Origin of the sequence: Pseudomonas capsici, assembly GCF_017165765.1 — a bacterium.
Classification (GTDB): domain Bacteria; phylum Pseudomonadota; class Gammaproteobacteria; order Pseudomonadales; family Pseudomonadaceae; genus Aquipseudomonas; species Aquipseudomonas capsici.
Genome location: NZ_JAFGZD010000004.1, coordinates 371,253 through 384,835, shown reverse-complemented (window position 1 = coordinate 384,835; position 13,583 = coordinate 371,253). Strand labels below are relative to the sequence as shown.

13 protein-coding genes are annotated in these 13,583 nt (G+C 60.4%); 8 read left to right on the top strand and 5 right to left on the bottom strand.

Translation table 11 applies throughout. From position 1 onward, the window contains the following. Positions 1–35: 35 nt before the first annotated feature. Positions 36–1,127, bottom strand: a complete 1,092-nt coding sequence (locus JSY17_RS08125; RefSeq protein WP_122371777.1) for a calcium:proton antiporter — start codon at positions 1,125–1,127, stop codon at positions 36–38. A 135-nt stretch (positions 1,128–1,262) separates the two neighbouring features. Next, positions 1,263–1,823, bottom strand: a complete 561-nt coding sequence (locus JSY17_RS08120) for a DsbA family protein (RefSeq protein ID WP_117181515.1) — start codon at positions 1,821–1,823, stop codon at positions 1,263–1,265. A 187-nt stretch (positions 1,824–2,010) separates the two neighbouring features. Between JSY17_RS08120 and JSY17_RS08115 the strand changes: the two genes are divergently transcribed. The 7 genes from JSY17_RS08115 (at position 2,011) to JSY17_RS08085 (ending at position 9,019) form a co-directional block, all read left to right on the top strand. Further along, positions 2,011–2,931 carry a Fe(3+) dicitrate ABC transporter substrate-binding protein FecB gene (locus tag JSY17_RS08115; RefSeq protein WP_117186631.1) on the top strand — a complete coding sequence of 307 codons (921 nt, stop codon included), beginning with the start codon at positions 2,011–2,013 and terminating at the stop codon, positions 2,929–2,931. Next, complete coding sequence (gene fecC, locus JSY17_RS08110; RefSeq protein ID WP_206401446.1) at positions 2,932–3,921, top strand: iron-dicitrate ABC transporter permease FecC; 990 nt, start codon at positions 2,932–2,934, stop codon at positions 3,919–3,921. Next, positions 3,918–4,886 (top strand): FecCD family ABC transporter permease, encoded by a 969-nt coding sequence (locus JSY17_RS08105; protein ID WP_206401449.1) that lies wholly within the window; start codon positions 3,918–3,920, stop codon positions 4,884–4,886. The genes fecC and JSY17_RS08105 overlap by 4 nt, the downstream gene beginning before the upstream one ends. A 4-nt stretch (positions 4,887–4,890) precedes the next feature. Beyond that, the gene (fecE, locus tag JSY17_RS08100; RefSeq protein ID WP_206401450.1) at positions 4,891–5,682 is read left to right on the top strand and encodes a Fe(3+) dicitrate ABC transporter ATP-binding protein FecE; all 792 of its coding nucleotides are present in this window, start codon (positions 4,891–4,893) and stop codon (positions 5,680–5,682) included. 165 nt (positions 5,683–5,847) lie between these two features. After that, positions 5,848–6,942, top strand: a complete 1,095-nt coding sequence (locus JSY17_RS08095; protein ID WP_117181522.1) for a BMP family ABC transporter substrate-binding protein — start codon at positions 5,848–5,850, stop codon at positions 6,940–6,942. A gap of 78 nt (positions 6,943–7,020) precedes the next feature. Further along, a complete protein-coding gene (locus JSY17_RS08090; RefSeq protein WP_117186633.1) occupies positions 7,021–7,989 on the top strand; it encodes an isopenicillin N synthase family dioxygenase in 969 nt (322 codons plus the stop codon). 76 nt (positions 7,990–8,065) lie between these two features. Then, on the top strand, positions 8,066–9,019 hold the full coding sequence (locus JSY17_RS08085; RefSeq protein WP_206401452.1) for an adenosine deaminase: 954 nt from the start codon (positions 8,066–8,068) through the stop codon (positions 9,017–9,019). 51 nt (positions 9,020–9,070) lie between these two features. Here JSY17_RS08085 and JSY17_RS08080 read toward each other — a convergent pair whose 3' ends face one another. Together JSY17_RS08080 and JSY17_RS08075 are read right to left on the bottom strand one after the other, a co-directional pair. After that, positions 9,071–9,763, bottom strand: coding sequence for an ArsR/SmtB family transcription factor (locus JSY17_RS08080; protein WP_117181526.1), 693 nt, complete (start codon positions 9,761–9,763; stop codon positions 9,071–9,073). Between the two features lie 445 nt (positions 9,764–10,208). Further along, positions 10,209–11,120 (bottom strand): LysR family transcriptional regulator, encoded by a 912-nt coding sequence (locus JSY17_RS08075; protein ID WP_122369998.1) that lies wholly within the window; start codon positions 11,118–11,120, stop codon positions 10,209–10,211. 116 nt (positions 11,121–11,236) lie between these two features. Between JSY17_RS08075 and JSY17_RS08070 the strand changes: the two genes are divergently transcribed. Next, positions 11,237–12,250: a zinc-binding alcohol dehydrogenase family protein gene (locus tag JSY17_RS08070; RefSeq protein ID WP_201012824.1), complete on the top strand. Its 1,014-nt coding sequence runs from the start codon at positions 11,237–11,239 to the stop codon at positions 12,248–12,250. 48 nt (positions 12,251–12,298) lie between these two features. On the opposite strand, the gene JSY17_RS08065 is transcribed toward JSY17_RS08070, so the two are convergent. Next, positions 12,299–13,489 (bottom strand): multidrug effflux MFS transporter, encoded by a 1,191-nt coding sequence (locus tag JSY17_RS08065; RefSeq protein ID WP_117181531.1) that lies wholly within the window; start codon positions 13,487–13,489, stop codon positions 12,299–12,301. Positions 13,490–13,583: the final 94 nt, after the last annotated feature.

Sequence of the window (13,583 nt, the reverse complement as noted above, 5' to 3'; positions counted from 1 at the left end):
GACGAGGCCGGCGTGGGTATTGAAAAACCGCGCGCCTACAGCCCCAGACAAGAGAGCATGATGAAGGTCGCGAACAGCACGAAATGCGTCATGCCCTCGATGGCATTGGTTTCACCATCGTTGAGGTTGATCGCGCAGACCAGAAGCGTGATGAACACCATGACGGTCTGCACGGGGGTCATGGCCATCTGGAATGGTTGCCCGCTGTAGAGCGCCATCGCTTCCATCGCAGGAACCGTCAGGATCACGGTGGACAGCGAGGCCCCCAAGGCAATGTTGACCACTGACTGCATGCGGTTGGCCAGCGCAGCGCGCAAGGCGGTCAGAATCTCCGGTGCTGCGGAAATCGCCGCCACCAGAATCGCCGTCAGTACAGGCGGGGCTCCCGTGCCTTCCAGCCCCAGATCGATGGTCTTGGACATCACTTCCGCCAGGGCCCCGATCACCACCACGCCCAGTACCAGCGTCACGATGGAGCGCGTCAGGTTGATCGATTCGCTCTGCTCTTCAGGCTGATCCTTGCGCCTGTTTTTCTCGGGATAGCTGTAACTGAAGAAATAACTGTGCGGCCCGACCTGCATGCGCAGGAACAGGGTGTAGAGCACAATCATCGCGCCGATGGTAAAGGCCGAATACAGCTTCCAGTCAGCCTTGGGAATGAATTCGGGTACCACCATCGACACGCCCATGGCGGTCAGGATCATCACGCTGTAGGTGCGCGCCGAATTATCGTTGTAGGCCTGCTCGCCATGCTTGAGGCCACCCATCAGGGCGGCCAGCCCGAGGATACCGTTGATATCCAGCATCACCGCAGCGTAGATCGTGTCCCGCACCAGCGTCGCCGACGGCTCGTTGCTCATCATGATCGCCAGGATCACCACTTCGACCAGCACCGCCGAAAGCGTCAGGATCATCGTGCCGTAAGGGTCGCCGACCTTCTCGGCCAGCAACTCGGCATGATGAGCCACACGCATCGAAGCACAGATGATGAACCCGACCAGCGCCAGCCCGGCCAGCAATGCAACCGTCTGGCCATTCCCCAGCAACCAATGCTCCAGGGGATAGGCGATAAAGGTTGCAATGATCGCCAGCAACAGAAACTTTTCTTGCCTGAGTAATGAGTCCATTCCGCGTCTCATGCCCTTGCGTCACATTCGCACGGCTACCGGCCGGGTGCCGCGATGAAGTGCTTGAGAGTACGGTCTGTGACAAAAGGTTTCATGAATCGGCCGAGCCGGAACACTACTCTTGCAGGTCGCGCATCACGACAGTTGCAGTTGGGAAAGCCACTCGGCTACCGAATCGCCACTGCCCATGTTCGGCTGTATCAGTCCGTCGATCATGAACGTCGGGGAAACGTGAATGCCGTTCTGCCGCGAGTATTTGCTGTGCCACTTGATGACGTGCTCAAGTTCCGGGAGGGCAAAGGCTTGCGCCAGCGGAACACCGCTGTGACCTTCCAGACGGGCAATGATGTCATTCGGGGTTGCATCCAGATTCGGGCCGCCGGCATGCTGCTCGAACTCGAACTCTGCCCGATGCGCAGCCACCGCCGCCATGACTTTCCTGGCCGTGTCCTTGCCACCTTCCAGCGTGGAGGCCGCCAGGATGCAGCGCACGACCACGGGCGAAAACATGTGCCACGGCTGGGATTGCAGGCGGATTCTGATCGTGAGGCGATCTTCGCCTGCCAGCGCCAGCAACTCGTCGAGCTTGTTGAAAGCCCTCACCGAAAACGGACATGTCGGTTCGAGAAACACTTCGAAGATGCGCGGACCGTGTCCCCAGGACAAGGCATCGGCGTGGACATTGGACTTTTTCATAGTGCCTCCTGATAACGTGTCAGAGCATTGACCCTCACACGGACCACATTACTTCATGGTGAAGTGTCGATCGGTACGTTCTGCCAGATGCAAATGACTTTTGATCCTGCCGCCTCGATATGAAATAGTGCCCGCCGTTTTCTTCGTGCCCTCTGGCACGACTGTTTCCGCTACAAAGGTATTGCCCATGCGTACTTCCCGCCTTTCTCGCCTGCTGGCTTGCGGCCTGCTGGCTCTCTCGGCCAGCATCGCTCAGGCTGCGCCCATCGATATCGATGACGGCCAACACAAGGTCCATCTGCCAGACGCCCCCAAGCGCGTGGTGGTGCTGGAGTTTTCCTTTCTCGACGGACTGGCCTCGGTGGGCGTGACACCGGTCGGTGCTGCCGACGATGGCGATGCCAACCGCGTGCTGCCCAAGGTGCGCAAGGCCGTGGGTGAATGGCAGTCGGTAGGCCTGCGCTCACAGCCCAATATCGAAGTGATTGCCCGCCTCAAGCCGGACCTGATCATTGCCGACCTTGGCCGTCATCAGGCGCTTTACAACGATCTGGCCAGCCTCGCGCCGACGCTGATGCTGCCGTCGCGTGGCGAAGATTATGAAGGCAGTCTGAAATCCGCCGAGCTGATCGGCGTCGCTCTGGGCAAAGCTCCGCAGATGCAGGCGCGGATTGCCGAAAACCGCAAACACCTCAAAGAGGTCGCGGCGCAGGTCCCGGCCAATACCAAGGCGCTGTTCGGGGTTGCCCGTGAGGACAGCTTCTCGGTCCATGGCCCGCACTCCTATGCCGGTAGCGTGTTGCAGGCCATCGGTCTGCAAGTTCCGGAAGTACGCAAGAACGCCGCCCCGACCGAGTTCGTCAGCCTCGAACAGTTGCTGGCCCTGGACCCGGGCTGGCTGCTGGTGGGCCATTATCGTCGCCCCAGCATTGTCGACACCTGGAGCAAGCAGCCGCTCTGGCAGGTGCTGAGTGCCGTGCGTAACAAACAGGTCGCCGAAGTCGATGGCGACAGCTGGGCGCGCAATCGCGGCATCATGGCTTCCGAGCAGATTGCCGATGACACACTGGCCATTCTCAAGGGCGGCAAGGCCGTACTGAATCCATAAATGCGTCGCTGGCTGATGGCGGCAGTGATTGCCGTGACGTGCCTGGGCCTGTTCTGGGTGTCGCTGTTCGCGCTATCGCCTTTCAGCATCCGGCAGATCGATGCGTGGAACGGCCTGTTCACCCTGGGGCGCGAGGGCGGCAACATCGCTTATATCGTGGCCCAGTTGCGGGTGCCACGAGCAGTGTGTGCCGCGCTGGTCGGTGCCTGTCTTGGAGTTGCCGGAGCCTTGATGCAGGGCATCACCCGTAACCGGCTGGCCTCCCCTTCCCTGTTTGGTGTAACGGCAGGCGCGGCTCTGGGGCTGGCGCTGTTTTCCACCGGGCTTGTCACGCCGCCCTTCCCTGGCGGTGCCTTGCTGATGACAGCCATTGGCGGCGCGCTGGCGTGGATCACGGTATTCAGTCTTGGCGGCGCATGGTCGCCGGCCACCGCTCAGGGACGGCTGGTACTGGCCGGAGTGGCAGTGGCTGCGCTGTGTGCGGCGCTGACCCGGCTGACCGTGATTCTGGTGGAAGCCCAGGCGCAAAGCGTCCTCAACTGGCTGGCCGGCTCGCTGGCCAATGTGGGCGCAGAGCAATTGCAGTTGCTCTGGCCTTGCACCTTGATCGGCCTGGTGCTGGCCGTTGCCTGTGCGCCGCGCCTGAACCTCATCAACCTGGGCGAAGATGCCGCACGCTCGCTGGGCGTGCGAATCGGCGCGCTGCGCTTTCTGGTGTTCGTGGTCAGTCTGTTACTGGTAGGAGCCAGTGTCTGTGCCGTGGGACCGATTGCCTTTGTCGGCCTGATTGCGCCAAACATTGCCCGCCAATGGCTGGGTAACGATTACCGCTGGCTGATCCCCGTCAGCGCCGGTCTGGGTGCGGCGATTGTGCTGGCGTCCGACCTGATCAGCCGCGCAGTGGCCTTTCCGGTAGAAACGCCAGCCGGTGTGGTCACGGCGCTGATCGGTGCGCCATTCTTTCTGTTTCTGGCAAGGCGCACGCTATGAATCGGCCACGTTCGAGATTGCTGATTCTGCTCGCGCTGTTACTGCTGGCTCTGCTGCTCAGCCTGAGCGCAGGCACGGTCTGGCTGACGCCCGGCGCGGTGCTCGATCACTTGATCGCGCACGACAGCAAGGACTTCGAAGTCTGGAACCATCGTCTGCCACGCGGCCTGATCGCGATTCTGACCGGCAGCGCCTTCGGGCTGGCCGGTGCCATCGTCCAAGGCGTGATCCGCAACCCGCTGGCCTCGCCGGAAATTCTCGGCGTCACTCAGGGTGCCGGGCTGGCATTGACCATCGCCATCATCGGTTTCCCACAGATGCCGGTGGCCTGGTTGCCGCTGGTGGCGTGCCTGGGCGGCGCGACCGGTGCCTTGCTGCTGGCGCTGTACAACACCGGCGTGCAGTTTTCCGGCGTACGTTTCGCACTGTCCGGGGTGGCGATTGCGGTGACGCTGTCGAGCATCACCGAGTTTCTGATCCTGTCCAATCCGCTGGATATCAACACCGCTCTGCTGGCCCTGACCGGCAGCCTGTGGAGTCGCAACTGGCATCATGTCTGGCTGGCCTCACCGTTTCTGCTGTTGATCCCGGCCTGCCTGTTGCTGGCCAAGTCCCTGAATCTGATCGGTCTGGGTGACGAAGCAGCCCAGAGCCTTGGCACCGGCTTGAAGCGCATCCGCTGGCTGGCCATGGGCGGGGCGGTGCTGCTGACCAGCGCAGGCGTCGGGATCATCGGGCCGGTGGGTTTCGTGGGGCTGGTCGCTCCACACATGGCAAGGCGTCTGGTGGGCGGTCATCATCAATACCTGTTGCCGGCTTCGATGCTATTGGGCTCGCTGTTGCTGGTGCTGGCCGACACGCTGGGGCGCACCCTGATTGCGCCCAGCGAGATTCCTGCCGGTATCCTCACGGCGGTAATCGGTGCCCCGTATTTCCTCTGGCTGCTGGCACGATTCAAAGGTTGATTCCATGAGCATTCTCCAGGCACAGCAACTCGACATCGGCTACGGCGATACGCGTATCGTGCAGGCACTGTCGTTCAGCCCGCCGCCCGGCAAGGTCACGGCATTGATCGGCCCCAACGGCTGCGGAAAGTCCACCCTGCTCAAGGCCTTTGCGCGGATTCTCACTCCGCAGTCAGGCACCCTGAGCCTTGACGGTCAGGCCTATGCGCAGCTTTCGCCACGGGAGCTGGCGCGCAAGATTGCCTTTCTGCCACAGGTGCTGCCAATTCCTGAAGGCGTCAGCGTGCGGCAACTCGTGGCTTACGGGCGCAGCCCCCATAACAGCCTGTGGGGACGCCTGAGCGGCGCAGACCGCAGCAGTGTCGATCAGGCTCTGCAGCGCATGGAGCTGGAAGCACTGGCCGAACGTCCGCTGAGCGACCTGTCCGGCGGGCAGCGCCAACGGGCCTGGCTGGCGATGGTTCTGGCGCAGGATGCCGCCATCGTTCTGCTGGATGAGCCCACCACTTATCTGGACATCAGCCACCAGGTGGAACTGCTGGACCTGATGCGTCAGCTCAGCGCCGAGGGCAAGACCGTCATCACCGTGCTGCACGACATCAACCAGGCCTGCCGCTATGCCGACCATCTGGCGGTGATGCAGGCCGGACGTCTGGTGGCCAGCGGAACGCCCGAGGCAGTGCTGGATGCCGAACTGGTCGGCAGGGTTTTCGATGTGCAGGTGCAGATCATGCGTGAGCCGGTGGCGGGCACGCCGATGTGCATTGTCGAGCGCAGCACGCGCTGCACCAGTTAGAAGCGCGGCGAGCGCTTCTGCACCGTCGGGCTGCATGCCGCGACCGACCTTGAAGCAGGGAAACGGCGGCCCGTAACAAGCTGTCTTTGTGGTCAGTTTTTTGCATTGGCTGGAGGTATACCCGCTCAGTCGGCATACCAACAAGATTGCAAGGAATCAGACCCGATGCACCTGACCAACCCACGTCGTCCTCTGAAAAAACTGCTGTGTGCCATGGCTGCCGTTGTCGGCCTGGGTTCCAGTCTGCTCGCTTCGGCTGCCGATCCCCTGAAAGTCGGCTTCGTCTACATCGGCCCCATCGGTGATCACGGCTGGACCTATCAACACGAGCAGGGCCGCAAGGCGATGGTCGCGGCGCTTGGCGACAAGGTCAGCAGCAGCTACGTCGAGAACGTGCCGGAAGGTGCGGACGCCGAGCGCGTGATTCGCAATATGGCCAAAGGTGGCTTCGACCTGATTTTCAGCACCTCTTTCGGATACATGAACCCGACGCTGAAAGTCGCCAAGCAGTTTCCGAACGTGAAGTTCGAGCACGCCACCGGCTACAAGCAGGACAAGAACATGGGCACTTATCTGGCCCGCACCTATGAAGGTCGCTATGTAGGCGGCTTCCTGGCGGCGAAGATGACCAAGACCAAGAAGGTCGGTTATGTCGCCTCGTTCCCGATCCCGGAAGTGCTGCGCGATATCGACGCCATCCAGCTGGCGCTGAACAAGTACAACCCCGGCACTGAAATCAAGGTGGTGTGGGTCAACTCCTGGTTCGATCCGGGCAAGGAAGCCGATGCCGCCAATGCGCTGATCGACCAGGGCGTGGACGTGGTGTTCCAGCACACCGACAGCCCGGCCCCGATCCAGACCGCCGAGCGCCGTGGTGTCTACGCGGTCGGTTACGCCTCGGACATGGCTCATTTCGGACCCAAGGCGGTCCTGACCTCCATCGTCAACAACTGGGGCCCGCATTACATCCAGGCCACCGAAGGGGTGATTGCCGGAACCTGGAAACCTCAGGACTACTGGGGCGGCCTGAAGGAAGGCACGGTTGAACTGCCGATCAGCGATCTGGTTCCGGCCGATGTGAAAGCCGAAGCACAGAAGATCATCGCCAGCATCGAAAGCGGTGAATTCCATCCCTTCACCGGCCCGATCAAGGACCAGACCGGTGCCGTGAAGATCCCCGAAGGCAAGGTCGCCACCAATGCCGAACTGGCCTCGATGAACTACTACGTTGAAGGGATTACAGCAGAACTGCCGAAGTAACCTGTCCGCGAGCAGGCCGGAACAAACCCGCCTGCTCGCCCCCATTCAGGCAACACAACGAACACTCAGGAATGGTTCATGAACCAGCTTCCCATCATCGATATCGCCCCGCTCTACACCCCCGACGAACAAGCCTGGCAGGCGGTTGCCAGCCAGATCGATCAGGCCTGCCGCGAGTGGGGCTTTTTCTACATCAAGGGCCACCCGATCACGGCCCGGCGCATCGAACAGGTACTGGACGCCGGGAAGCGATTCTTTGCCAGGCCCCAGGCTGAAAAGCTCAGCATCGATATCACCCAAAGCTCGCACCACCGCGGCTATGGCGCGATTGCCACCGAGCAACTGGACCCGAACCTGCCCAGCGACCTCAAGGAAACCTTCGACATGGGCCTGCACATGGATGCCGGCCATCCCGATGTGCTGGCCGGCAAACCCTTGCGCGGACCAAACCGCCACCCGGACATACCGGGCTGGGAAAGCCTGATGGAACAGCATTATCTGGACATGCAGGCGCTGGCCCAGACCCTGCTGAGAGCCATGACCTTGGCACTGGGTATCGAATCCGACTTTTTCGATCGGCGCTTCAAGGACCCGGTCAGCGTCTTTCGCATGATCCATTACCCGCCACGCCATACCGCAACTTCCACGGAACAGCAGGGTGCCGGAGCCCATACCGATTACGGCTGCATCACGTTGCTGTATCAGGATGCCGCCGGTGGCCTGCAGGTACGCGACGTTCGCGGCGAGTGGATCGACGCACCGCCGCTTGAAGGCACGTTTGTGGTCAATATCGGCGACATGATGGCGCGCTGGAGCAACGACCGTTATGTGTCTACACCGCACCGGGTCATCAGCCCACTGGGTGTCGACCGCTACTCCATGCCATTCTTCGCGGAACCGCATCCCGATACCCGTATCGAATGCCTGCCAGGCTGCCAGAGCGAAACCGCTCCGGCACGCTACCCTGCAACCACCTGCGCGGAATTTCTGCTGTCACGCTTTGCCGACACCTATGCGTATCGCCGCGAACAGGAGGCCATTACCTGAACTGACGGTCAGGTTTTACCCTGCCGGTGCGCTGCATCTGTAGAATGCCGCCATCTGCACCTGATGAGAAAAGAACATGTACGACTGGTTGAATGCCCTGCCCAAGGCAGAATTGCACCTGCATCTGGAAGGCTCTCTGGAGCCTGAGTTGCTGTTCGCTCTGGCCGAGCGCAACAAAATCGCGCTGCCCTGGAACGATGTCGAAACCTTACGCGGAGCGTATGCCTTCAACAATCTGCAAGAGTTTCTGGATCTCTACTATCAGGGCGCGGATGTACTGCGCACCGAGCAGGATTTCTACGACCTGACCTGGGCTTACCTGCAGCGCTGCAAGGCGCAGAACGTGATTCATACCGAACCCTTCTTCGATCCGCAGACCCACACCGACCGCGGCATTGCCTTTGAAGTGGTTCTGGCCGGCATCACCGCAGCCCTGAAAGACGGCCAGTCGCAACTGGGCGTCAGCAACGGCCTGATCCTGAGTTTCCTGCGCCACCTGAGCGAAGAAGAAGCCGAAAAGACCCTCGATCAGGCGTTGCCGTTTCGCGATGCATTCGTGGCAGTCGGCCTGGACAGCTCGGAAATGGGCCATCCGCCGAGCAAGTTCCAGCGGATTTTCGACCGCGCCCGCAACGAAGGCTTCCTGACCGTGGCCCATGCCGGCGAAGAAGGTCCGCCCGAGTACATCTGGGAGGCACTGGACCTGCTGAAGATCCAGCGAATCGACCATGGTGTGCGCGCCATCGAAGACGAGCGCCTGATGCAGCGGATCATCGACGAACAGATTCCGTTGACCGTCTGCCCGCTGTCCAACACCAAGCTGTGCGTGTTCGACCATATGTCGCAACACAACATTCTCGACATGCTGGAGCGCGGTGTGAAAGTCACCGTGAACTCGGATGATCCGGCCTACTTCGGCGGTTATGTCACCGAGAACTTCCATGCTCTGCACACCCACCTGGGCATGACCCAGGATCAGGCAAGGCGTCTGGCGCAAAACAGTCTGGATGCGCGTCTGGTCAAGCCCTGATCAAACGCATCGCGGGCAGGGCCACAAGGCGCTGCCCGCCATTGCGCCGCATCAGGCCGCTGACGCTATCTTGCCGATTTCACGCTGCCCGTTGGACGAGACCTGCAATGTGCTGGACTCCTCGGTGGGGCGCAGCCATCCCATCTGAATGAACAACTGCAAGAGCCCGGCTCCCAACGCACCGCCAAGATGCGGGCTGCGCTCGCTCCAGTCCGGGCAGACACAGACCGTCTCCCGTTGCCGCTGCGCCAGCGCCGGCACATAAATGCCGCGCTCGGCAAACTTGGCCATGCCCTTGCTGGTCACCTCGACCCGCTGCTCCATCTGTTCGATCCAGCCAGCCCCCAGCAAACGCTGGTACAACTCGGCGGCCATTTCCCCTCCCAGGTGATCGGAACAGATGCGTGCGCGACGTATAGGCAACGGCGGCATGGGCTGCGCCACATTGCGGCTGATCTGGTCGGCACTCACCATCGAAGCATTGGCCAGCGCCTCCACGGCGGCCCCGATTTCAGGCGCTGCCAACCGGAAGAAACGTGTGCGCCCACGTGCCTCCTGTTTCAACAGCCCGCCATTGGCCAGTCGCGCCAGATGCGCACCTGCAGAAGACGTCGAGAGCCCCGCCATTAATGCCAACTCGTTGGCAGGACGAGCGGTACCATCCATCAATGCCCAAATCATTGCGCTACGCTTGGGGTCGGCCAGCAGTGTCGCAATCTGACTGATGCAAGGTGCATATTCCATGTATTCACTCCCTGTTGAAACATTCGTCTATAGCGATGGCATATTGATAACAATCCCGCTCCCGTAAAGTTGAACGTGGATTCAACCTGAAATGACACGTATAAACTCCATGAGCGGCTACCCGATCAGGTAAAAGTTACATCAGCCGGATCAATATCGGAGACATTTGCAACCTAATGCCCGAAGTTTGCAGGACCTCATTAAATATGAAAACCCTAATATTTCCGCGCGGACGTTGCCATTCAAGGCATCCCGTTCTCCGGTCTCCCGGACACATCGCATAAAACCGCCAGGAGCAGCGGCCAAGGCACCGGAAACGCTAGGTCAAAGCCGTTTCAACGCCTGTCCTTATGTTGGCACTTTGAAATTGAAAACTGTATTTATCTCTTATATTTTCCGAAGTATCCGTCAGTCTTTTCCGCGAATTCCTTAGTCCCCCAAACAACTAACAAGCACTGAGCGCAGATTGTCGGGCGCATCGAACTCGCAGCATTTCCAGCAATAGATTCACGGGTTTGTTCAGTTGTACTCGATGAGCACATAACAGGTTCAGCGGCACGGCCTCACCACGTAAATGCGGCATCAATACTTTCAGGCGTCCGGCATGGACATCGGCGGCGATATCCAGCCATGAGCGATACGCCACACCGGCCCCCGCCAGGGCCCAGCGACGCACCACATCGCCATCGGGGCTGAAACGGTTGCCGCCCACGGTCAGGCTTACCTCCCGCTTGCCATCGTGAAAGGTCCAGTGGTCGTGAATCCGGTCACCGAGCATGAGCAACAGGCAATTATGCTGAGCCAGTTCGCCCACCTGCTGCGGTTCGCCATGACGAGCCAGATAATCGGGGGATGCGCACAGCACCCGTCGGTTGTCTGGCGCTACAGGTCGGGCCACCAGACTCGAATCCCCCGGCTCTCCATAGCGCAGGGCAACATCCACGGGCTGACGGAACAGATCGTCGACCCGGTCGCCCACCAGCAGGCGCACGGACAATTGCGGGTGTTGCTGCTGAAACTCGTCGAGCCAGGGCAACAGCACATTGCGACCAAAATCCGAGGGTGCCGAAAGTTGCAGGACGCCATTGCAGCTTTCCTGATTGCTGGCCAGCAAGCGTCGACCATCTTCCAGACTGCCAAGAGCTGCACGGGCATATTCCAGAAAGCCTTCGCCATCGGCGGTCAGACGTAAACTGCGCGTGGAGCGCGCCAGCAGACGTACGCCAAGCTGCTGCTCGATGCGCTTGAGCGCCGCACTGGCCACTGCCGCCGACAGGTCCATGCCCCGTGCCGCCGCAGACAGACTGCCCAGATCAGCCGCCCGCACAAACAACTGCAAGTCATCGAAACGCAGCATTCCAGCCTCGGATTATCAAAATAAAATTGAAAGAGAGTGCCGTTTTAGCGGGTTTTATCTTTAATGGAAATGGCGAATGATCTGTTCATCAACTTTCCGCCCTCAAGGAGCCTTGCATGAAAGCCATCGCCTATTACCAGTCACTGCCCATTAGTCATGCCGACTCGCTGCAGAACGTCGATCTGCCGGAACCGGTCGCGGGTGCCCGCGATGTACTGGTGGAGGTCAAAGCGATTTCCGTGAACCCCGTGGACACCAAGGTTCGGCAGAACGTCCAGCCAGAAGCCGGCGCTGCCAAGGTTCTGGGTTGGGATGTGGCGGGCGTGGTGAAAGCGGTCGGCAGCGAAGTGACGCTGTTCCAGCCGGGCGACAAGGTGTTTTATGCGGGTTCCCTGACTCGTGCCGGTGCCAACAGCGAATTGCATGTAGTGGATGAGCGGATTGTCGGGCACATGCCCAAGTCCCTGAGCTTTGCCCACGCGGCAGCGCTGCCGCTGACGGCGATTACCGCCTGGGAATTGCTGTTCGAACGTTTGCAGATCGCAGAGGGCCTGGCTGAAAAAGAGCAAAGCCTGTTGATCGTCGGTGCAGCGGGCGGTGTCGGCTCGATCCTGACCCAACTGGCCCGCCAGCTGACTTCACTGAAAGTCATTGGCACGGCATCCCGCCCGGAAACCACAAGCTGGGTGCGCGACCTGGGCGCTCATGAAGTCATAGATCACAGCCAACCGCTGAGTGAAGAACTCAAGCGTATCGGCCAGAATCAGGTCACTCATGTCGCCAGCCTGACCCAGACCGATCTGCATCTGGACCAGTTGGTGGAAGCGCTCCAGCCTCAGGGCAAGCTGGCCTTGATCGACGACCCCAAGACGCTGGATGTTTCCAAGCTCAAGCGCAAGAGCCTGTCGCTGCACTGGGAGTTCATGTACACCCGCTCGATGTTCGAGACGCCGGACATGATCGAACAGCACAACCTGCTCAACCGGGTCGCCGAACTGATCGACGCCGGAACCCTGAAAACCACATTCGGGGAGCACTTCGGCACCATCAATGCCGAAAACCTGCGTCGTGCCCATGAGCTGCTGGAAAGCGGCAAGGCCAAGGGCAAGATCGTGCTTGAAGGTTTCTGATCGGCAACGACCAGCCATCGCGGATCAACCGCGATGGCTCATCCTCGATTATCTGGCCTGCGCATCCCGACGCGCCTGCAGGCGACGGGTATACAGCGCCACAACCGTTGCCAGCACACCACACAGACTGATCACGGCCGCCATCGGCGTTGCCGTGCCGTCATGCAGCACACCCACCAGACTCGCCGCACCTGCCGCGACACTGAACTGCAAACAGCCCATCAACGCCGAAGCACTGCCGGCCCGGGCCCACTGGCCGTTCATGGCACAAGCCGAAGCATTGGGAATGATGCAACCCAGGCTGGCGATGCAGATGAACAGCGGGACCAGCAGCGGCCAGAGCTGCTCGGTGCGCAGGCTGGCAATGCCCAGCAGAGTCAGGGCTGCTGCCAGATAGATCCAGATGGTACGCATCAACAGAAAAGCCGGGCTGCTCTTGCGCAACAGCCGTGCATTGACCTGTGCCACCAGAATGAACGCTGCCGCATTCATGCCGAACAGCCAGCCGTAATGCTCCGCAGGAACGCCATACAACTTGATGAACACGAAAGGCGAACCGGCGATGTAGGAGAACATCCCGGCCATGACAATCCCACCCGTCAGGGCATGGCCGATGAAAACCTGATCCTTGAGCAGATTGCCGTACTGCTTAAGCGCACCGCTCAGCGGCTGACGTGGAACGCTGGCCGGCATGCTTTCCGGCAAGCCGATGGCCACGGCGGCAAGGCACAGCGCACTGAAGATCGTCAGGCACAGGAAAATCGATTGCCACCCAGCGGTATTGACCAGTAAACCACCCAGCATCGGTGCCAGAATCGGCGCAAGGCCCATGACCAGCATCAGTTGCGAGAAGACCTTGGCCGACTCCACGGCATCGCATTTGTCACTGACAATGGCCCGCGCCAGCACCATGCCCGCACAACCACCGAGGGCCTGAACGAAACGAGCCGCGATCAGCCAGTCCAGGCTCGGCGCGAAGGTACAGGCCAGCGAAGCCAGCGTGAAGAGCGTGACACCGACCAGCAACGGCATGCGTCGACCAAAGCGGTCAGCCACAGGTCCATAGGCCAGTTGCCCGATGGACAGGCCCAGGAAATAGGCTGCCAGGGTCAGTTGCACATGCTTTTCGTCGGTCCCGAAATACGCCGCCATGGCGGGAAAACCGGGAAGATAGAAGTCGATGGCCAACGGGCCAAAGGCGCTCAGGGCACCCAGAATAAGGATGGTCTTGAAATTCATTGAAAGTCCGGACATGTGCAAGGCAGCTGACTAGTCTAACCGGCCTGCCCTGCCGATAACGCCGGACAAGGAAAAATTAATTCAGGACTTTTCA